Raw genomic sequence first — 17,655 nt, 5'->3', positions numbered from 1 at the left:
AAAGCGGCGTCATCCTGTGTGGATGACGCCGCTTCGATTACAACGGTACAGGTGGCTGTCGGCCTAGAAGTCGTAGCGCAGGCTCATGGTGGCATTGCGCGGGTCACCGTAATGGCCAACACTGCCGCCGATACCCGAGTAATACTTCTCGTCGAAGATGTTGTTCAGGTTCAGAGTGGCGGCCAGATGGTCTGTGACCTGATAGCGCGCCATCAGGCTGGCAACGGTGTAGTCATCCTGGGTGGCTCGGGCTTTGAGGCTGTTGTAGTAGAGCGACATGCTGGAGTTCCAGGACACCCCGCCACCCACGGTCAGCCTGTTCCAGTCACCCTGGAAGCGATAGGTGTTCCAGAAGCGGAAGGTGTCCATGGAATATTGCGTCAGCTGGAGCACGCCATCGGCGTCTTCCGTGCGGGCATGGCTGTAACTGGTCATGACTTGCCAACCAGGCAAGACCTCACCCGACAACTCAAGGTCGATACCCTTGGTCTCGGTACCCTTTGCGCCCTTGTAGGCTTGTTGGTCGAGCGTGCCTTGCACGATCTCTCCGCTGTCCTCCACCGCCAGGTTGTCACGCTTGACCAGGAACAGTGCCGTACTGGCGTTCAGACGCCCGTCGTAGAACGCCCCTTTCCAGCCCACTTCGTAGTTGCTGCCTATGACAGGGCCAATGACCGAACCGTTACGATCGAGGTTGGATTGTGGCTTGAAGATATCGGTATAGCTGGCATACACCGATTGCTCGGGGGTCAGGTCATAGATGATGCCCGCGTACGGTGTTACTTCACCCCGCTCGTGCATCTTGACGTCCGGCGAGCCGAATGAGGTAGGCCAGTAGTAATAGTCGTAGTCATAGTCGGAGGTGCGCGCGCCTACGATTACGTTCAGGTCATCCATCAGGTTGAATTTGAATGCCGCGTAGGTGCCGCGCTGGCTGCTCTTGATGTTGAGAATTTCCCCAAGTGCGCCAGTCTCGGTTGGCCGAGGCAGGTAGTTGTCCCAGTCATAGAAGTTGACGGTTGTGGTGCCGACGTCATAACCGGTGTGATCGTTCTTGTAATCCTGGTAGTTGAAGCCGGTGATGAACTCGTGAGTGCGCCCGAATAGGGAAAAAGGCCCTTGCAGTGTCAGGTCCAGGCCGCGCTGGGTCTGGTCGGCTTCAGCGTTGTAACGCAGCATTCGCGCAGCGCCGGTTTCTTCATTGATCCACGCTCGGCCCGAAGAGGTCTGATAAGAGCCGTTGTAGTTATCGCGATTGGAATCCATGTAGTTCGCGGCCAGCTTGATTTGCCAGTCATTGGCGAAGGAATGCTCGGCGGCCATGAAATAGTTGGTGGTTTCCAGCTCGTCGTACATCCAGCGGGCGCCGGAACTGGTCGAGCGGGAGAAGTTGGTCTGCTTGCCGTTGGTGAACAACAACGGTACACCCGGTGAACCGGTGGCTTTGAACTTCTGGTAGTCGACGCCGAAACGTACCAGGGTGTCGTCGTTCAGGTCCGCTTCGAGAACGCCGTAGAGGATGTCCTTGTCTTCCTTGTACCAGTCGCGAAAGCTGCCGCTTTTCTGCTTGGCCGCCACCATGCGCCCGCGCAGGTTGCCACCCTCGGTCAAGGGGCCGGAAACATCGACTTCGCTGCGGTAGGAGTCCCAGGAGCCGACAGTGCCCTGGATATGCGACTGGAATTCGCGGGTCGGGCGTTTGCGAATGAGGTTGACCACACCGCCGGGTTCACCCGCGCCGGTCATCAGACCGGTGGCGCCGCGGACGATTTCGACGCGGTCGTAAAGGGTCATGTCCAGCAACGTGCTGGGCATGTTGCGGGTCTGGTTTTCCTGGGTGGTGGTCACGCCGTCAAGCTGGTAGGTGTTGATGGCACTGCCGCGGGAATAGATGTTGTAGCGCAGGCCACCGTCCTGGGACATGGTGATGCCGGGTGTCTGGTTGAGCACCTGGGTCACGCTGTTGAGCTGCTGGTCGTCCATGCGCTGGCGGGTGATCACACTGATCGACTGGGGCGTTTCACGGATCGACAGGTTCATCTTGGTCGCGGTGTTGGTCACACCGGTGGTGTAGGAGCCCGTGCCTTCGGTAGTGGCACCAAGGCCCACGCTATTGACGTTGGTCGCCGAAAGCTCGACCTGGCCGGCCTGTGCGCCCGAACTGGCCGTCACCGTCACGGTGTTGCCATCGATCTGGTAACGCAGCCCGGTGCCTTGCAGCAATGTCCGCAACGAAGACTGCAGGTCATGCCGGCCCTTGAGGGCCGTGGAGCGCAGCCCACTGATGTCCTCCGGGCTGTACAGCAACTGGGTATCGGTCTGCCTGGCCAGTGCCTGCAACGCCGAATTCATCGACTGCGCAGGAATATCCAGCGTCCACTCCTGCGCCTGCACCTGGGCAACCATCGCAGCGGATATCGCCAGGCCCAGGCCGATGCGTGTGAGCGCGCGCTGGGGACGAAGGGAATGACGGATCAGTAATGCTTTGGCAAGCGGGTTGAGCGGGCCGGGGAGGGACTTGGACATCTATTGCGGTCTCGTTGGCAGAGGGTTTTTTTCTATGTCAGCTATAGGACGCAGCACCTGTGAAAAACCGGAACGATTCTTATTGGCGATTTTTTTGGCCGGTGCTGCGTTAACCGCGTCACAACTTCACAGTTCGCGTGCTACGCGAAAGCCGAGGAAGTCACCGCGGGTGGTCTTGAGGCGGTCGTTGCGGTTGGCCGAGCGTGAGAAGATCGGCGGTTCGCCCCAGTCGTTGCCGCGCATGTGCGCGCGGATGCACTTGGGGTCCTGGATCCAGGCGCTGCCGTCGATGGGGGCGCCTTCGTAGCTGTCGTGGTAGCAGTCGGCGACCCATTCGTAGACGTTGCCGTGCATGTCGTACATGCCGAAGGCATTGGGCGGGTAGCTGCCCACCGGGGCGGTGAAGGTATGCCCGTCCTTGGGGCCATAGGTGTTGGCGTGCTTGCTGATCTCGTACTTGCCCGGTTCGTCGAAGGGGAAGGGGAACGGGCCGCTGGAGCCGCCACGGGCGGCATATTCGCGTTCGGCTTCGCTGACCATGCGGTACGGTTTGCCGGTGGTTTTCGCCAGCCAGCGGGTGTAGGCCTGCACTTCGTCGTAGTCGACGCACACCGCCGGCTGGCGGGGGCCTTGCTTGTAGCTGGGCTTGCTGGCTTCGCACCAGCGGCCGGGGCGGTCGTCGCCGCTCTTGATGACGGTGCCGGTGGCCTTGATGTAGGCGTCCAGTTCGCCGGCGGTGACCTGGTAGCGGCTCATGGCGAAGGGCTTGGCGAAGGTCACGGTGTGCAGCGGGCCCTCGTCGGGCTGGCGGCCGACTTCGTCGTCAGGGGCCCCCATCACGTAGCTGCCGGCGGGCAGCACGACCATCTCGGGGCAGTCCTTGCAGTCTTTGAACACATCGCCGGGCTTGGCGGCGTGGGCGTAGGCGCTGACCAGCAGCAGGCAGGTGATCTGGGCTGGCCGGTAGAGCCAGGCGGATACGTTCATCGGTGGTCCTCGAAACGGGTGAATGCGGGCTGCGTTTCGCATTCAGACGAATCGGGGTGGTGAGAAATTAACCAACATCCAAGGTAGCGCGGTCTTATTGTGGGAGCGGCCTTGTGTCGCGAAAGGGGCGCGCAGCGGCCCCACACTCTCAGCTTCGCCGCAGATATTGCTGGGGCCGCTCTGCGGCCCTTTCGCGACACAAGGCCGCTCCCACAAAAGCTGTTCCCGCGAGTACCGTAGGCAGTGGTTGCAAGGCATGGGGCACCGGGCTATAGTCCAGCCCATTGTTCTCTTCCCGAAGACCTGTTCATGCCAGCCAGCCCAGCCACCACAAGCTTTGCCATCGCGCCAGTCGCGGGCATGGTCGTGCGTGGCTGCCAGCAGCCGGCGATGATCAGTCACTATCCACCACCACCTGTCAGTGGCGTCGTAGGCGGCGTAGCTCCGCCTCCTTGCGTGGTCGTGCTGGGCTGATCGGCTTCTGGCCGCATCCCTTCGCACACGCAACCTACTGAACACGGTCGGCGACTTCCCACGCTGAAGCGCACGCCGTCCGTCTGGCTTATTCGCCTTGAATCAGGTGGCAATACATGTCTGTCTTTAGCAAAGCATCCGTGGCCTCGGCGGCCACTACCAGCCTGTTCGTCCTGCTGTGGAGCAGCGGGGCGATCGTCTCCAAGCTCGGCCTGGCGCATGCCAGCCCGTTTGCCTTCCTGCTGTTGCGTTCGGCGCTGGCCCTGGCCGGCCTGCTGCTGATCGGCCCATTGCTGGGGCTGCGCTGGCCGCGCAGTCGCGGGGCCATCCTGCGGGCCCTGGGCACTGGCTGTGTGCTGCTCGGCGCCTACCAGATCTTCTACCTGCTGGCGCTCGATACCCATGTCACCCCCGGCATCATGGCCACGGTGATGGGGGTACAACCGATCCTGACCGTGGTGCTGATGGAGCGCCAGCGCTCCTGGAGCCGCTTGTTCGGCCTGGGGTTGGGGCTTGGCGGGTTGATCATGGTGGTCTACCAGGGCATCAACCTGGGCGGGGTGTCACTGGCGGGAATGCTGTTCGCCTTGCTGGCGCTGGCCAGCATGACCTTCGGCTCGATCCTGCAGAAGCGCATCACCGACAACCCCATGGGCACGCTGCCGCTGCAGTACCTGGCCGGCTTTGCCATGTGCGCGTTGTTCGCGCCGCTGCAGCCGCTGCATGTGGAATGGACTGGCGGTTTCGTCGGCGCGCTGCTGTGGATGGGGCTGGTGGTCTCGCTGCTGGCGACCTTGCTGCTGTACCGGCTGATCGCCAAGGGTAACCTGGTCAATGTCACCAGCCTGTTCTATCTGGTGCCGGCAGTGACCGCGGTGATGGACCTGCTGATCTTCGGCAACCGCCTGGCGCCGCTCAGCCTGCTGGGCATGGGGCTGATCGTGGTGGGCTTGCTGTTCGTGTTCCGCAAGCCCGCCGCGCGCCTGGCCGAGGCGTAGGCCCTAGCGGAATTCTTCGGGGATGGCGTGGCGCAGTACGCCTTCCTCGAAGTCCAGCAGGCCGGCTTCGCGCTGGGTGAGCAGGTAGTAGAGCAAGGTGTCGAGCGAGCGCTGCGGCGGGACCTCGACCGCCAGCATCTTCACCGCCTGCTCGGTTTCGCAGTTGCAGCCGAAGTCGTGCAAGGCCGCGCGTACCTGGTCCAGGGTTTCCGGGGGCTTGACGATAACCCGGAACACCGAGCTGCCGCTGCTGTGGCGCAGTTCGGCGAACCAGGTTTCGCCGGCTTCCTCACGGGTGCCGATCACGTCGCCCGGGGCGATGCCGTAGACATGGAAGGGAATGTTGTCGACGGCATAGCCGCCTTCCACGGCCTTGGCCCACAGGCCCTCGACCGAGGCGGGCGGGTAGCCGTTTTCGTCCTGCTCCAGGCGGAACAGGACCTTCTTGTACGCGTCGTTCATCCTGTACCCCGTTTCAGCTGCTTGCCGGGCGCAGCACCAGCCACAATGCCAGGCCAATCAGCAGGCCGCCGTACAGGTGCGCCATCGACAACGGTTCGTCCAGCAGCCACGCCCCCCACAATACGCCGAATACCGGGATCAGGAAGGTCACGGTGCTGGCCTTGACCGGGCCGATCTCCTCCAGCAGGCGGAAGTACAGGATGTAGGCGAACGCTGTGCACAGCAGGCCCAGGCCCAGCAGCGACAGCCACACCTGCCAGCCGCCCCAGCTGGCAGGTGGCTGGCTCAGCGCGCTCCAGGCGAACAGCGGGCTCAGCATCAGGGTGGCGCCGAGCATGCTGCCCAGTGCCGACAGGCGGCTGTCCAGGCCGCTGACCCAGCGGCGGGCGAGGAAGCCGGCAAAGCCGTAGCAGGTGGTGGCCGCCAGGCAGGCGAGGGCGCCTTGCAGCAGGGCCAGGTCCAGGGCCACCGGGCCGGCGCCGCTGAGGATGCCGACGCCGAACAGGCCCAGGAAGATGCCGCAGAGCTTGGCCAGGGTCATCGGTTCGCGGAAGAACAGCACGCCGATCAGCACACCCATCAGCGGCGTGGTGGCGTTGAAGATTGCCGAGTAGCCGGCAGGCAGCACCTGGGCGGCCACGGAGTAGAACGTGGCGGGGATGCCGGAGTTGATCATGCCCAGCACCAGGCAGGCGCCGAGCTTGCCCTGGAAGTCCCAGCGCACGCGGGCGGCAGCGAGCAGTGCAACCAGGCCCAGGCAGGCGATGGACACACGGAAGAACGCCGTCGGCACCGTGCCCAATTCGGGGGCGATGATGCGCATGAACAGGAAGCTCGCCCCCCAGACGGCGGCAAGGGTCAGCAGGCGGGCTAGGGCGATGGGGCTCACAACGGTCTCCGGAGGCAGGGCTGGGGCGCGAGTGTACGCCAGGGGGGCTGGGGATTCTTGTGCTTTCTTGCGGTGTAAAGCTGTGCCGGCCTCTTCGCGGGTAAACCCGCTCCCACAGGATTACCACAGGGCCGAGCATTGCATAGAACCTGTGGGAGCGGGTTTACCCGCGAAGAGGCCGGCACAGGCGCCGTATTCCGGACAGGCAGACTAAGCTCTGTATCTCACCCTTGCACCGAGGTCCTCGCATGCCCCAGCCCTGGCCCGCTGTCGAAATCGCCCGGATGATCCTCGCCGGCTTCGACAACTACCGCGACCATTTCCAGCGCATCACCCTCGGTGCCCGCAAGCGCTTCGAGCAGGCGCGCTGGCAGGATATCCAGCGTGCCTCCGCCGCCCGCATCAATCTCTATGAAGAGAAGGTTGCCGAGGTCAACGGCTGGCTGCGCCAGGGCTTTGCCGAGGACGTGCTGCTGGATGTGGAACAATGGCCTCTGGTGAAGAACGCCTATATCCACCTGATCGACCCAAGGCTGGACGACGAGCTGTCCGAGACCTGGTACAACTCGCTGTTCTGCAGCCTGTTCAGCCACGACCTGATCAGCGACGGCTGCATGTTCATCCACACCACCCGACCGTCCATGCGCAGCCGTGAGCGCGCCGCGCAAACCCGTACCTATCGGCCTGATGCTGGGCTCAAGAGCCTGCTGCGGGCGGTGTTCAGCGATTACCCGTTCGAAGTGCCGTACGGCGACCTGGAAGGTGACCTGGCGCGCCTGGAGGATCAACTGCGCGAGTGCCTGCCGGACTGGGTATGCAAGGATCCGAAACTGGCGTTGGAGCTGTTTGTGCCGGTGCTTTACCGCAACAAGGGCGCCTACCTGGTCGGCCGGCTGTTCAACAGCGACGAGCAGTGGCCGCTGGTAATCCCGCTGTTGCACCGCGAAGGGCACGGTATCGAGGCCGATGCGCTGATCACCGACGAGGCCGAGGTGTCGATCATCTTTTCCTTCACCCGCTCCTACTTCATGGTCGATGTGCCGGTGCCGGCGGAGTTCGTCAACTTCCTCAAGCGCATCTTGCCGGGCAAGCACGTGGCCGAGCTGTACACCTCCATCGGTTTCTACAAGCACGGCAAGTCGGAGTTCTACCGGGCGCTGATCAACCACCTGGCCAGCAGCGACGACCGCTTCGTCATGGCGCCCGGGGTACGCGGCATGGTCATGAGCGTGTTCACCCTGCCGGGCTTCAACACCGTGTTCAAGATCATCAAGGACCGCTTTTCACCGTCGAAGACGGTCGACCGTGCCACGGTGATCGACAAGTACCGGCTGGTGAAAAGCGTCGACCGCGTCGGGCGCATGGCCGATACCCAGGAGTTCGCCGATTTTCGCTTCCCGCGTAGCAAGTTCGAGCCGGAATGCCTGGCCGAACTGCTGGAGGTGGCGCCTTCGACCGTGGCGCTGGAGGGTGACACGGTGCTGATCCGCCACTGCTGGACCGAGCGGCGCATGACGCCGCTGAACCTGTACCTGGAACACGCCAGCGAGGGCCAGGTGCTGGAGGCCCTGGAGGATTACGGCCTGGCCATCAAGCAGCTGGCGGCGGCGAATATCTTCCCTGGCGACATGCTGCTGAAGAACTTTGGCGTTACCCGCCATGGCCGGGTGGTGTTCTATGACTATGACGAGATCAGCTTTCTGACCGAGGTGAACTTCCGCCATATCCCGCCGCCGCGTTACCCGGAGGACGAGATGTCGGGCGAGCCGTGGTACTCGATCGGGCCGCATGACGTGTTCCCCGAGGAGTTTCCGCCGTTCCTGTTTGCCGATATCGGCCAGCGGCGCTTGTTCAGCCGGCTGCATGGGGAGTTGTACGACGCGGATTACTGGAAGGGGCTGCAAGCGGCGATTCGTGAAGGGAAGGTGATCGATGTGTTTCCGTATCGGCGCAAGGGGCGGTGACTGTGCTTTGGCAGGCCTGGCCCCTTCGCGGGTAAACCCGCTCCCACAGGTACGGCACAGGATTCGAAACCAGTGAGGTCCCTGTGGGAGCGGGTTTACCCGCGAGGAGGCCGGGCCTGCTTTTCCCAATTACCCCTTCAAACACTTCAATTCACTGAAATCGGTACGCACCTTGCCCAACCGCTCCTGCAGGAACCGCCGCTGCTGCGGGGTACTCTGGTGCACCAGGTCCACCAGCAAGCTGCGCGCCTGCTGCTCGGTATTCTGATACGCCGCCCGGTACTCCGGCGTCCACAAACTCTCCTTGCGCTGCAACAACGTCGCCAGGCGCGGCTCGAAGCTGGCGTCGTTGCGCTGGTTCATCGCCAGCAGCAATTGTTGCTGCCAGTGCGCGCGGTTGGCGATCCATTCGCGGTTCTGGTCGCCCAGCGCCTGGGACCAGGCCTGCACGCGCTGCTTCTGTACCGCGGTCAGCTCGCCAAACCACGGCGTCAGGCGTTTCTCCATGCGTTCGGAACGGCGGGCGATCTGCTTGTCCAACGGCGTATCCACATACTTCTTCTGCCGTTCGCTGATGTCCTCGCGGAACGCCTCGCGCATCTCCGCCACCTGGCTATCGCTCATGCCGCGCAGCAACTCGGTGGCCGAAGGGGTGATTTCCTCGGCTACCCGGCCAATCGCCTCGCGGGCTTCGCGGGTACGCTGCTGCAGGGCCTGGTCGGTCACCTGGTCGTCGGCGACCATGCCGCGTACCCGGTCCAGCCAGTCGAGGTAACCAGGCAGCTGGGTCTTGCAATGCCAGGCCAAGTGCTCCCGCAGGCGGTCGTCAAGCATGGCCTTCTGCTCGCTGTTCATGGCCAGGTAGTCGCCCAGCGACCACGGCACCAGGCGGTCGAGGTTGCGGTAGGCCAGGTCGATACGGCTGCAGGCAGCCAGGGCCAGGGCGCAGCCGATGGCGACGAGCAGGGCTTTGGACAGGCGTAGCGGCATGGGCTGTTCCTTGCGGGTGCTGGCCAGACGGTAGACGCAAGAGGGACGCTGACGGTTCCACTGCATCAGCGGTCGGGCGGCGCGCTGGCTTCAGGTGTAGAATAGCCGCCTTGTCTTGAGGAACATCGGAAATGGCTCTGCTTGGGCGTTACAACAGTTTGCAAATCGTAAAACACGTGGACTTCGGCCTGTACCTGGACGGCGGCGCCGACGGCGAGATCCTGCTGCCCGGGCGCTACATCCCGAAAAACGCCGAAACCGAAGTGGATGACTGGCTGAACGTGTTCATCTACCTGGACAGCGAAGACCAGCTGATCGCCACCACCGAGAAGCCCAAGGTGCAGGTTGGCGAGTTCGCCAGCCTCAAGGTCAAGGACATCAACGGTGCCGGCATTTTCCTCGACTGGGGCCTGTCCAAGGACCTGCTGATGCCGTACTCGGAAGAGGCGCGGCCGCTGAAGATCGGCGACTACTGCGTGGTGCATGTGTACCTCGACAAGCGCACCCGCCGCATCACCGCCACCTCACGCCTGGACCGTTACCTGGACCGCACCCCGGCGGACTACCAGGTAGGCCAGCCGGTCGAGCTGCTGGTAGCCGGCGAGACGCCGATGGGCTTCAAGGCGATCATCAACAACCGCCACTGGGGCCTGATCCACAAGAACGAGGTGTTCAAGTTCCTGCGCTCGGGCATGCACGAGAAGGGCTTCATCAAGGAAGTGCGCGCGGACGGCAAGATCGCCTTGAGCCTGCAACCGGTGGGTGCGGCCCTGGCCGACAGCCTGCAGGAGCAGATCATGGCGCGCCTGGAGGCCGAAGGCGGGGTGCTGGGGGTGTGCGACAAGAGCGACCCGGCGCTGATCAGCAAGCTGTTCAACGTCAGCAAGGGCAACTTCAAGAAGGCCATTGGCGGGTTGTTCAAGCAGGGCCGCATCGTCATCCATGACGATCGCATCGAGAAGGCCTGATCAGGCCTGCACGAAGGTACGGAAGTCCAGCTGCTCGCCACCCGGGCGGGTGTCGCGCAGCAGCGAGTCGCGGTCGGCGCTGAGGGCCAGGCTGATGGTCGAGCGGCGCTTGCCGGGGTTGCGCACTTCCATCTGTTCCTGGTGAGCGCGCAGGAAGTTGGTCGGCACCTTCAGGTGCTGCAGCTCGTCGCTTTCCGGGGTGTGCAGCAGCAGGTTGACCCAGTCGGGCTGGCCCTTGCGCAGCAGCGCCACCGGCACCTCGAACCACCACAGGTTGCGCTTGCGATCGAGAATGGCGAACAGGGTGTTGCTGCTGGTCAGCACCGGGCGGGCCAGTGCTTCGTTGCGCCGGGCGATGGCGGCGGGTTTGTCGAGTTTCATGCAGGTTCCTGCGGGTTGACGCTATGAAGGCCTGCATTGTGAGGGGTGGCGGGTAGCGGGGCAAGGTTTGCCAACCGCCTTGCCGTTCGGCTCGAGGGCGAAAAAACTCTTGGAACGCTTGGCGAAGGCGTCGGGTCCACCGACTGTCGGCACGGTCCACGTGCCCCCAATTGCAGGAGTTTTGCCATGAGCGGTACCAAAGACAAAGCGAAAGGCCTGGCCAACGAAGCGATCGGCAACGTCAAGCAGGGTGTCGGCAAAGTGACCGACAACGAGCGGCTGCGGGCCGAGGGTGAAGCGCAGGAGCTCAAGGGCGAGGGGCAACAGATCAAGGGCAACGTGAAAGACGCGGTGAAAAAGCCTTGATGTGAGTGGCCTGTCCCGGCCTTTTCGCGGGCACGCCCGCGAAGAGGCCGCTACTGGCGTAAGCAAATTCTTGCAGCATGGCCGGGATCAGCACAGCAGCGGCATGGTCTATTAGACTTACCGTGGTACACACGAATCGAGCGGCGAAAGGAGACGCTATGATTTTCCCCGACCTGCGCGGCCTGCCCCTGCACCGCGTGCTGGTACGCACCGTCAAGGAATTCCTCGACGACGAGATGTCGACCTACGCTTCCGCACTGGCCTACCAGATGCTGTTCTCGTTGTTCCCGTTCCTGCTGTTCCTGATTGCCCTGATCGGTTTCCTGCACCTGCCGGACTTCTTCTCCTGGCTGCGCCTGCAATCGGAACTGGTGCTGCCACCCCAGGCGCTGGAGCAGGTGAACCCGGTGATCGACCAGTTGCAGCAGTCCAAGGGCGGGCTGTTGTCGGTGGGTATCGTGATTGCCTTGTGGACCGCATCGGCCGGTGTGCGCCTGATGATGAGCGCGATGAACGCCGCCTACGATGTGCCCGAGGGCCGCCCGGTGTGGAAGCGCATTCCGTTGTCGATCATCTACACCGTGGGCATTGCCGGCATGTTGCTGGTGGCTGCGGCGCTGATGGTGCTGGGGCCGCAGGTGATGGAGTGGATTGCCGCCCAGGTCGGCATGCAGGAGGTGATCGTCACGGTGTGGACCATCCTGCGCTGGCCGGCGATCATCATCCTGATGATGGTGGCGGTGGCGCTGATCTACTACGTGATGCCCGATGTGAAGCAGCAGTTCCGCTTCATCACCCCGGGCTCGGTGCTGGCGGTGGTGGTGTGGATCTTGGCCTCGCTGGGCTTTGCCTACTATGTGAAGACCTTTGCCGACTACAACGCCATGTACGGCAGTATCGGTGCAATCATCGTGCTATTGCTGTATTTCTATATCTCCGCCGCCGTTTTGCTGCTGGGCGCGGAGATGAACGCAGTGATCGAGCACATGTCGAGCGAGGGCAAGAACCCTGGCGAGAAGGACGCCGATGAGCACAAGGCCCGCGAAACCATTACCGTGCTGGGCCATGAGCACCCTGTACCGAGCGAGCAGCAATCTTCCGAGCCGAACCCCCGATGATCCGTGACATTCTCAAGATGGGCGACGAACGCCTGCTGCGCATCGCCCCGCCAGTGCCCGAGCACATGCTCGGCAGTGCCGAACTGCAGCAATTGATCGACGACATGTTCGAAACCATGCGCCATGTGGGCGGCGTGGGCCTGGCCGCACCGCAGATCGGCATCGACCTGCAGTTGGTGATCTTCGGCTTCGAGCGCAGCGAGCGTTACCCGGATGCCGAACCGGTGCCGCAGACCATCCTGCTCAACCCGGTCATCACGCCGACGTCCAGCGAGATCGAGGACGGTTGGGAAGGCTGCCTGTCGGTACCCGGCCTGCGCGGCGTGGTGCCGCGTTTCAAGCACATCTGCTATGAAGGCATCGACCCCCAGGGCAACCCGATCAATCGCTTTGCCGACGGCTTCCATGCGCGGGTGGTGCAGCATGAATGTGACCACCTGATCGGTCGGCTGTACCCGTCACGCATCCAGGACTTTTCCCGGTTCGGCTACACCGAGGTGCTGTTCCCCGGGCTCGACGCCAGCGACGACTGACCCCGTTGCAGTGCCACCAGCCGCTTGCTGCGCTGGTAGCGCTGCAGGCGGCCAGCCAGGGCTTCCGGCAGCTGCTGGGTCATGTCGAAGCCCAGGCGCTGGTAGAAGGGCGCAAGGTCCGGGTGGCAGAACAGCCAGGTGGGCCCGCCAGCCTGCGCCAGCGCCGCCTCGACCAACCGCCCGGCCACCCCTTGGCTGCGCCGCTGCGGGTCGACGAACAACCCGGTCAGCCAGAAGCCATCGCCCACCGGGCTCAGGCTCAACCCTGCGATGATGCCGGGGGCCCGCGCCACCCACAGCTCAGCATCGCCCGCAGCACGCATGCGTGAGCCGTGCTGGCGGTAAAAGTGGTCCAGCAGCCGGCGTTCCGTGGCCGAAAGTTTCGAACAGTACAAATTTTCAGAAATTGCGCGCCCTGCCCTGAAAGGTGGCCAGAGGCTCTGGCCCGATGTTTTGCGGTGAACTTGTCGCAGATTGTTGCATATCTGGCAAGGGTGAATGTCCGAGTTCGGGGTTCAACTATTCCAGGCCGGGAGTAGACTTTTAGCCATCCCCACTGGCAGTACGAAGCGGGATCGGTACTTCGTGCCATCTTCACCGCAGATGGCAACTTCTCCGCGCCGGGCACGGCAATAGAAGTCAATCGATCAGCTTGAATGCTCAAAAGGCAAACTCACATGAAACCATTACTGATTCTTGCATTGGTCGGTATGTCCTCGTTCGCCCTCGCCGATGAGGCCAGACCCGTCTCCAGCGAGCCCGTCGCCCAGCAGTACGACTACTCCATGAATCTGGACATCAAGCGGGTGATCAACCTGTCGACCATCCCCAACGTCTGCGAAGTGGTACCTGCGACCATGACCTACGAAGACCACCAGGGCCAGGTGCACACCATCCAGTACCGAGCCATGGGTGAGGGGTGCCAGCAGGGTTGATCGGCTTGCCTGGTGTTGATGGCCCTTTCGCCGGCCTGCGGGTGACGGGGCCATCAACCGTCTCGCAGTTCGGGCAACAGAAAAATCCTGAATGAATATCGAGGAAAAAGTGCTATCTTAATTTGATAGCATTTTTTGATGAACACTCGATACCGCAAAATCCTCGACGCAATTTTCCGAACGCCGACCACGGCGTCGTTGGCTTTCTCCGAGATCGAGGCATTGGTACTCCATCTGGGCGGTGAGGTGCTGGAGCGGCAAGGCTCCAGGGTCAAGCTGGTGCTGGGTGGCCAATGCTGGAGATGCCATCGGCCTCATCCAGGCAAGGAAGCCAAGCGGTATCAGATTGAAGAAGCCCGTGAATTCCTCTTGCGGGCAGGAGTCAGGATATGAGTTGCATGCGCTACAAAGGCTACGCTGCCCGTATCGAGTACGACGCGCGTGACGATATCTTCGTCGGCCGTGTGCTTGGTATGCGTGACATCATCAGTTTTCACGCAAGCTCGGTGCCCGAGCTGCATGAGGCGTTTCGCGATGCGCTGGAAGATTACCTGGCCGATTGCGCAGAGCAGGGCATTGCGCCGGAAAAACCTGCCTCGGGCAAAGTAATGCTGCGTATCCGGCCCGAAGTTCATGCTGCCGCGAGTGTTGCTGCCCGTGCTGCCGGCAAAAGCCTCAACCAGTGGGCCGACGAGGTCTTCGAACAAGCCGCAATGGCCTGAACAAGCCTGCTTTCGTTGTTTCTCGCGGGTATTCTGCAATTACCCATGCAGAATAATTTCCGTTGCCTGTCGATTCCTCCAGTTCCCGTTCGACCAATAGGTGAGAGCACGTTGCACCCCCGTGCCCAATCACCCATGACCTGTCGGAGGAACTCCCGATGAACACCGCAGCCGAAACCGAGATCCGCCAATTGATCGAGCGCTGGATGCAGGCCGTGCGCGACCGCGACATACCCAACATCGTCGCTCCCTATGCCGACGACATCGTCGCCTTCGATGCCATCCAGGCCCTGCAATTCAAAGGCAAGGCAACCTACCAGGCGCACTGGGAAATGTGCATGGGCATGTGTCCCGGCCCGATGGTTTTCGAATTCGCCGAACTTACCGTGCATGCCGCTGGCGACCTGGCCCTGGCGCACTGGCTTAACCGCTGTGGCCCCGCGGACAACGAGAGCCAGTGCGGCTTCATGCGCGCCACCGTGGGCTATCGTCGTCAAGGTGGCCAGTGGCAGGTAATCCACGAACACTGGTCGGCGCCATTCGACATGGAAACCCAGAAAGCCCTGTTCGATCTCAAGCCCTGAGCCGTTATCGCCAAACGCACTTTGCCAATGCCCTGGAGGCGACCATGAAATACCTGTGCCTGGTCTATTGTGACGAGGGGCTGCTGCACAGCCTGCCCGACAGCCCGGAAGACGCCGAATGCATGGCGTATGCCGAATCCATCCAAGGCTCCGGGCGAATGCTGGCGGCCGAGGCGCTGAAGCCGGTGCAGACCGCCACCACAGTGCGCATGCGCAACGGGCACATGAGCCTGACCGACGGCCCGTTCGCCGAGACCAAGGAGCAACTGGCGGGCTTCTACCTGGTGGAAGCCCGCGACCTGAACGAGGCGCTGAACATCGCCAAGGGCATCCCCGCCGCGCGGGTCGGCAGTGTCGAGGTGCGGCCGGTGCGCGAACTGCAACCCTGACAGCAATGGAGACCTACCAGCATGAGCCTTGCACACCCCGCGCAAGCGCAACACGAGTTGTCCATCAGCCGCCTGATCGACGCGCCACCGGCCAAGGTGTTCCGCGCCTGGACCGAGCCCCAGTGGCTGATGCAATGGTGGGGGCCGCACGGCATGACCACCCCGGAGTGCGAGATGCAGTTGTGGATCGGTGGCCTGTTCCGCACCCTGATGCGGGCGCCGGATGGCAGCGAGTACCCGAACCAGGGCGTGTTTCTGGAGATCGCCGCGCCGCGGCGGCTGGTGTTCACCGATGCCTTCGGCCCAGGCTGGGTGCCTTCGGACAAGGCCTTCATGACTGCCGTGATCAGTTTTGACGAGGAGCAGGGCAAAACCCGCTACACCGCCCGCGCCTGGCACTGGAATGCCGCCGATTGCCGCGCCCATGAGGAAATGGGCTTCCACCAGGGGTGGGGAGAAAGCCTGGACCGCCTGGTGGAGGTGGTGACCCAGCGGATGCCCGACTGATGACGGCACTGGCGCAGGTGCGCGCCGAGGTCGAGGCGGTCTACCGGAGCGAGTCACGGCGCATCCTGGCGACGCTGATCCGCCTGCTGGGTGATTTCGACCTGGCCGAGGAGGCCATGCACGATGCCTTCTTCATCGCCGTCGAGCGCTGGCAGCGCGACGGTATCCCCGATAACCCGCGGGCGTGGCTGGTGTCCACCGGCCGCTTCAAGGCCATCGATGCGCTGCGCCGGCGCGCCCGGTTCGACCGTTCCCAGGCGGACCTGAGCATGCTGCTCGACGGCCAGGCGCTGGACCCCAGCGAGGAAGAGCTGCTGGCCGACGACCGCCTGCGGCTGATTTTCACCTGCTGCCACCCGGCCTTGTCCGCCGATGCCCAGGTGCCGCTGACCCTGCGTGAAGTCTGCGACCTGACCACCGAGCAGATCGCCCGTGCTTTCCTGCAGAGCCCGGCCACCATCGCCCAGCGTATCGTGCGCGCCAAGGCCAAGATCCGCGATGCCGGCATCCCTTATCAGGTGCCGGAGCTGAACGAACTGCCCGAGCGCCTGGAGAGCGTGCTGCGGGTGATCTACCTGGTGTTCAACGAGGGCTATTCGGCGTCGTCGGGCGAGGCGTTGTTGCAGCAGGAGCTGAGCGATGAAGCCATTCGCCTGGCGCGCCTGCTGGTGCAGTTGCTGCCCGACCCGGAGGCGGTCGGCCTGCTGGCCCTGATGTTGCTGCAGGCGTCCCGGCAGCGGGCGCGTACCGATGGGCGGGGCAACCTGGTATTGCTCGAGCAGCAGGACCGTAGCCTGTGGGACCGGCAACGCATTGCCGAAGGTTGCGAACTGGTGCGCCAGGCCCTGCAAAGCCGGGCGTTCGGTGCCTATACCGTGCAGGCGGCGATTGCGGCGGTGCATGCCGAGGCGGCTACGGCCGAAGCGACCGACTGGGCGGAGATCGTCGGGCTGTATGACGTGCTGCAGCGGCATTGGCCGTCAGCAGTGGTAGAGCTGAACAGGGCCGTGGCGGTGGCGAAGCGGGATGGGCCGGAGGCTGGGCTGCGGGTAGTCGAAGGGATTCTGGCGAGGGGAGAGTTGCTGGACTATCACCTGGCGCATGCGACGCGGGGTGAGCTGCATTTCCAGCTGGGGCATATGGAAGAGGCCCGGGCGGCCTGGCGGCAGGCGCTGGCGCTGACCCGGCAGGAGCCGGAGCGCAGGCATATCGAGCGGCGGTTGCAGGCTATCGAATGATGTTGGCTGCGCCGGCCTCTTCGCGGGTAAACCCGCTCCCACAGGATTGCGTCACGGCTTGATGCTGTGAGGTCCATGTGGGAGCGGGTTTACCCGCGAAAGGGCCGGTACTGCCTGCATCAATCTTCAGCTAGCCACAAAATTCGGCGGCGACACCAGCTCGACGGTCTGCTGCTTGCGCGGTGCGAGGATCTCGGCCTCGCCCTGGACCACCAGCTCATCATTCTGGTTGTACACATTGGTGGCGATGCGCACCTTGAATTTGGGCAGCTTCTCCAGGATTTCCAGGCGCACGGTCAGGGTATCGCCAATTTTCACCGGCTTCTGGAAGCTCATCTGCTGGCCCAGGTAGATGGTGCCAGGGCCAGGCAGGGTGCAGGCCACTGCAGCACTGATCAGCGCGCCGCTGAACATGCCGTGGGCAATGCGCTCGCGGAACATGCTCTTGGCAGCGAACTCGGCGTCCAGGTGTACCGGGTTGTGGTCACCGGACATCGCGGCGAACAACTGGATGTCGCGTTCTTCGACGGACTTCTTGTACTCGGCCTTCTGGCCGACTTCGAGGGCTTCGTAAGGCGTGTTGGTGACCTGGGACATCGGGGCTTCCTTAAGCGGTAGGCGAGG

General features: G+C 63.1%; 22 protein-coding genes. 14 read left to right on the top strand and 8 right to left on the bottom strand.

Annotated features, from left to right (window positions below):
* Positions 1 to 63 precede the first annotated feature (63 nt).
* Both ACGLHT_RS06270 and ACGLHT_RS06265 read right to left on the bottom strand, forming a co-directional pair.
* Positions 64 to 2,526, bottom strand: a complete 2,463-nt coding sequence (locus tag ACGLHT_RS06270) for a TonB-dependent siderophore receptor (RefSeq protein WP_274120168.1) — start codon at positions 2,524 to 2,526, stop codon at positions 64 to 66.
* A gap of 126 nt (positions 2,527 to 2,652) precedes the next feature.
* A complete protein-coding gene (locus ACGLHT_RS06265; protein WP_137164614.1) occupies positions 2,653 to 3,513 on the bottom strand; it encodes a formylglycine-generating enzyme family protein in 861 nt (286 codons plus the stop codon).
* A 309-nt stretch (positions 3,514 to 3,822) separates the two neighbouring features.
* On the opposite strand from ACGLHT_RS06265, the gene ACGLHT_RS06260 reads away from it, so the two are divergent.
* Entirely contained in the window at positions 3,823 to 3,987 is a 165-nt protein-coding gene (locus ACGLHT_RS06260; protein ID WP_170978868.1) for a hypothetical protein, read from the top strand.
* Between the two features lie 116 nt (positions 3,988 to 4,103).
* The gene (locus ACGLHT_RS06255) at positions 4,104 to 4,985 is read left to right on the top strand and encodes a DMT family transporter (RefSeq protein WP_041505660.1); all 882 of its coding nucleotides are present in this window, start codon (positions 4,104 to 4,106) and stop codon (positions 4,983 to 4,985) included.
* 3 nt (positions 4,986 to 4,988) lie between these two features.
* Here ACGLHT_RS06255 and ACGLHT_RS06250 read toward each other — a convergent pair whose 3' ends face one another.
* A complete protein-coding gene (locus ACGLHT_RS06250; protein ID WP_025340190.1) occupies positions 4,989 to 5,447 on the bottom strand; it encodes a DUF4265 domain-containing protein in 459 nt (152 codons plus the stop codon).
* A 13-nt stretch (positions 5,448 to 5,460) separates the two neighbouring features.
* Positions 5,461 to 6,336, bottom strand: coding sequence for a DMT family transporter (locus ACGLHT_RS06245; RefSeq protein ID WP_274120169.1), 876 nt, complete (start codon positions 6,334 to 6,336; stop codon positions 5,461 to 5,463).
* A gap of 248 nt (positions 6,337 to 6,584) precedes the next feature.
* Between ACGLHT_RS06245 and aceK the strand changes: the two genes are divergently transcribed.
* Entirely contained in the window at positions 6,585 to 8,300 is a 1,716-nt protein-coding gene (gene aceK / locus ACGLHT_RS06240) for a bifunctional isocitrate dehydrogenase kinase/phosphatase (RefSeq protein ID WP_137164613.1), read from the top strand.
* 129 nt (positions 8,301 to 8,429) lie between these two features.
* Here aceK and ACGLHT_RS06235 read toward each other — a convergent pair whose 3' ends face one another.
* Positions 8,430 to 9,290 carry a DUF6279 family lipoprotein gene (locus ACGLHT_RS06235; protein WP_137164612.1) on the bottom strand — a complete coding sequence of 287 codons (861 nt, stop codon included), beginning with the start codon at positions 9,288 to 9,290 and terminating at the stop codon, positions 8,430 to 8,432.
* Between the two features lie 131 nt (positions 9,291 to 9,421).
* On the opposite strand from ACGLHT_RS06235, the gene ACGLHT_RS06230 reads away from it, so the two are divergent.
* A complete protein-coding gene (locus ACGLHT_RS06230; RefSeq protein WP_013973728.1) occupies positions 9,422 to 10,258 on the top strand; it encodes a S1 RNA-binding domain-containing protein in 837 nt (278 codons plus the stop codon).
* Here the strand turns inward: ACGLHT_RS06230 and ACGLHT_RS06225 are convergent, their stop codons facing one another.
* Entirely contained in the window at positions 10,259 to 10,639 is a 381-nt protein-coding gene (locus ACGLHT_RS06225; protein ID WP_013973727.1) for a hypothetical protein, read from the bottom strand.
* A 186-nt stretch (positions 10,640 to 10,825) separates the two neighbouring features.
* Here ACGLHT_RS06225 and ACGLHT_RS06220 point away from each other — a divergent pair, with 186 nt between their 5' ends.
* The 3 genes from ACGLHT_RS06220 (at position 10,826) to def (ending at position 12,656) form a co-directional block, all read left to right on the top strand.
* Positions 10,826 to 11,005: a CsbD family protein gene (locus ACGLHT_RS06220; protein ID WP_015271319.1), complete on the top strand. Its 180-nt coding sequence runs from the start codon at positions 10,826 to 10,828 to the stop codon at positions 11,003 to 11,005.
* 158 nt (positions 11,006 to 11,163) lie between these two features.
* The gene (locus tag ACGLHT_RS06215) at positions 11,164 to 12,123 is read left to right on the top strand and encodes a YihY/virulence factor BrkB family protein (RefSeq protein ID WP_025340186.1); all 960 of its coding nucleotides are present in this window, start codon (positions 11,164 to 11,166) and stop codon (positions 12,121 to 12,123) included.
* A complete protein-coding gene (def, locus tag ACGLHT_RS06210) occupies positions 12,120 to 12,656 on the top strand; it encodes a peptide deformylase (RefSeq protein ID WP_013973724.1) in 537 nt (178 codons plus the stop codon). The genes ACGLHT_RS06215 and def overlap by 4 nt, the downstream gene beginning before the upstream one ends.
* Here the strand turns inward: def and ACGLHT_RS06205 are convergent.
* Entirely contained in the window at positions 12,611 to 12,979 is a 369-nt protein-coding gene (locus ACGLHT_RS06205; protein ID WP_337993832.1) for a GNAT family N-acetyltransferase, read from the bottom strand. The two genes, def and ACGLHT_RS06205, sit on opposite strands and share 46 nt — an antisense overlap.
* 354 nt (positions 12,980 to 13,333) lie before the next feature.
* On the opposite strand from ACGLHT_RS06205, the gene ACGLHT_RS06200 reads away from it, so the two are divergent.
* The 7 genes from ACGLHT_RS06200 (at position 13,334) to ACGLHT_RS06170 (ending at position 17,031) form a co-directional block, all read left to right on the top strand.
* The gene (locus ACGLHT_RS06200; RefSeq protein ID WP_004375752.1) at positions 13,334 to 13,591 is read left to right on the top strand and encodes a DUF2790 domain-containing protein; all 258 of its coding nucleotides are present in this window, start codon (positions 13,334 to 13,336) and stop codon (positions 13,589 to 13,591) included.
* A 138-nt stretch (positions 13,592 to 13,729) separates the two neighbouring features.
* Positions 13,730 to 13,984 carry a type II toxin-antitoxin system HicA family toxin gene (locus ACGLHT_RS06195; RefSeq protein WP_015271316.1) on the top strand — a complete coding sequence of 85 codons (255 nt, stop codon included), beginning with the start codon at positions 13,730 to 13,732 and terminating at the stop codon, positions 13,982 to 13,984.
* A complete protein-coding gene (locus ACGLHT_RS06190; protein WP_015271315.1) occupies positions 13,981 to 14,313 on the top strand; it encodes a type II toxin-antitoxin system HicB family antitoxin in 333 nt (110 codons plus the stop codon). Before ACGLHT_RS06195 ends, ACGLHT_RS06190 begins: the two co-directional genes overlap by 4 nt.
* 158 nt (positions 14,314 to 14,471) lie before the next feature.
* Complete coding sequence (locus tag ACGLHT_RS06185; protein WP_137164610.1) at positions 14,472 to 14,897, top strand: nuclear transport factor 2 family protein; 426 nt, start codon at positions 14,472 to 14,474, stop codon at positions 14,895 to 14,897.
* A gap of 44 nt (positions 14,898 to 14,941) precedes the next feature.
* Positions 14,942 to 15,286: a YciI family protein gene (locus ACGLHT_RS06180; RefSeq protein ID WP_013973721.1), complete on the top strand. Its 345-nt coding sequence runs from the start codon at positions 14,942 to 14,944 to the stop codon at positions 15,284 to 15,286.
* A gap of 21 nt (positions 15,287 to 15,307) precedes the next feature.
* Entirely contained in the window at positions 15,308 to 15,793 is a 486-nt protein-coding gene (locus ACGLHT_RS06175; protein ID WP_015271313.1) for an SRPBCC family protein, read from the top strand.
* Positions 15,793 to 17,031, top strand: coding sequence for an RNA polymerase sigma factor (locus ACGLHT_RS06170; protein WP_274120170.1), 1,239 nt, complete (start codon positions 15,793 to 15,795; stop codon positions 17,029 to 17,031). Before ACGLHT_RS06175 ends, ACGLHT_RS06170 begins: the two co-directional genes overlap by 1 nt.
* 126 nt (positions 17,032 to 17,157) lie before the next feature.
* Here the strand turns inward: ACGLHT_RS06170 and ACGLHT_RS06165 are convergent, their stop codons facing one another.
* Positions 17,158 to 17,628 carry a MaoC family dehydratase gene (locus ACGLHT_RS06165; protein WP_012273633.1) on the bottom strand — a complete coding sequence of 157 codons (471 nt, stop codon included), beginning with the start codon at positions 17,626 to 17,628 and terminating at the stop codon, positions 17,158 to 17,160.
* Between the last annotated feature and the right edge of the window lie 27 nt (positions 17,629 to 17,655).

The organism is Pseudomonas sp. PsB, assembly GCF_043658375.1.
Taxonomy (GTDB): Bacteria; Pseudomonadota; Gammaproteobacteria; order Pseudomonadales; family Pseudomonadaceae; genus Aquipseudomonas; species Aquipseudomonas putida_Z.
The sequence above is the reverse complement of the archived record's forward strand: the minus strand, read 5'-3'. Positions and strand labels throughout refer to the sequence as shown.

What these genes read in the sequence shown, in the direction of transcription:
- ACGLHT_RS06270 (WP_274120168.1), bottom strand. Translation starts at nt 2,526, where the DNA reads ATGTCCAAGTCCCTCCCCGGCCCGCTCAACCCGCTTGCCAAAGCATTA.
- ACGLHT_RS06265 (WP_137164614.1), bottom strand. Translation starts at nt 3,513, where the DNA reads ATGAACGTATCCGCCTGGCTCTACCGGCCAGCCCAGATCACCTGCCTG.
- ACGLHT_RS06260 (WP_170978868.1), top strand. Translation starts at nt 3,823, where the DNA reads ATGCCAGCCAGCCCAGCCACCACAAGCTTTGCCATCGCGCCAGTCGCG.
- ACGLHT_RS06255 (WP_041505660.1), top strand. Translation starts at nt 4,104, where the DNA reads ATGTCTGTCTTTAGCAAAGCATCCGTGGCCTCGGCGGCCACTACCAGC.
- ACGLHT_RS06250 (WP_025340190.1), bottom strand. Translation starts at nt 5,447, where the DNA reads ATGAACGACGCGTACAAGAAGGTCCTGTTCCGCCTGGAGCAGGACGAA.
- aceK (WP_137164613.1), top strand. Translation starts at nt 6,585, where the DNA reads ATGCCCCAGCCCTGGCCCGCTGTCGAAATCGCCCGGATGATCCTCGCC.
- ACGLHT_RS06235 (WP_137164612.1), bottom strand. Translation starts at nt 9,290, where the DNA reads ATGCCGCTACGCCTGTCCAAAGCCCTGCTCGTCGCCATCGGCTGCGCC.
- ACGLHT_RS06230 (WP_013973728.1), top strand. Translation starts at nt 9,422, where the DNA reads ATGGCTCTGCTTGGGCGTTACAACAGTTTGCAAATCGTAAAACACGTG.
- ACGLHT_RS06225 (WP_013973727.1), bottom strand. Translation starts at nt 10,639, where the DNA reads ATGAAACTCGACAAACCCGCCGCCATCGCCCGGCGCAACGAAGCACTG.
- ACGLHT_RS06220 (WP_015271319.1), top strand. Translation starts at nt 10,826, where the DNA reads ATGAGCGGTACCAAAGACAAAGCGAAAGGCCTGGCCAACGAAGCGATC.
- ACGLHT_RS06215 (WP_025340186.1), top strand. Translation starts at nt 11,164, where the DNA reads ATGATTTTCCCCGACCTGCGCGGCCTGCCCCTGCACCGCGTGCTGGTA.
- def (WP_013973724.1), top strand. Translation starts at nt 12,120, where the DNA reads ATGATCCGTGACATTCTCAAGATGGGCGACGAACGCCTGCTGCGCATC.
- ACGLHT_RS06205 (WP_337993832.1), bottom strand. Translation starts at nt 12,979, where the DNA reads ATGCGTGCTGCGGGCGATGCTGAGCTGTGGGTGGCGCGGGCCCCCGGC.
- ACGLHT_RS06200 (WP_004375752.1), top strand. Translation starts at nt 13,334, where the DNA reads ATGAAACCATTACTGATTCTTGCATTGGTCGGTATGTCCTCGTTCGCC.
- ACGLHT_RS06195 (WP_015271316.1), top strand. Translation starts at nt 13,730, where the DNA reads ATGAACACTCGATACCGCAAAATCCTCGACGCAATTTTCCGAACGCCG.
- ACGLHT_RS06190 (WP_015271315.1), top strand. Translation starts at nt 13,981, where the DNA reads ATGAGTTGCATGCGCTACAAAGGCTACGCTGCCCGTATCGAGTACGAC.
- ACGLHT_RS06185 (WP_137164610.1), top strand. Translation starts at nt 14,472, where the DNA reads ATGAACACCGCAGCCGAAACCGAGATCCGCCAATTGATCGAGCGCTGG.
- ACGLHT_RS06180 (WP_013973721.1), top strand. Translation starts at nt 14,942, where the DNA reads ATGAAATACCTGTGCCTGGTCTATTGTGACGAGGGGCTGCTGCACAGC.
- ACGLHT_RS06175 (WP_015271313.1), top strand. Translation starts at nt 15,308, where the DNA reads ATGAGCCTTGCACACCCCGCGCAAGCGCAACACGAGTTGTCCATCAGC.
- ACGLHT_RS06170 (WP_274120170.1), top strand. Translation starts at nt 15,793, where the DNA reads ATGACGGCACTGGCGCAGGTGCGCGCCGAGGTCGAGGCGGTCTACCGG.
- ACGLHT_RS06165 (WP_012273633.1), bottom strand. Translation starts at nt 17,628, where the DNA reads ATGTCCCAGGTCACCAACACGCCTTACGAAGCCCTCGAAGTCGGCCAG.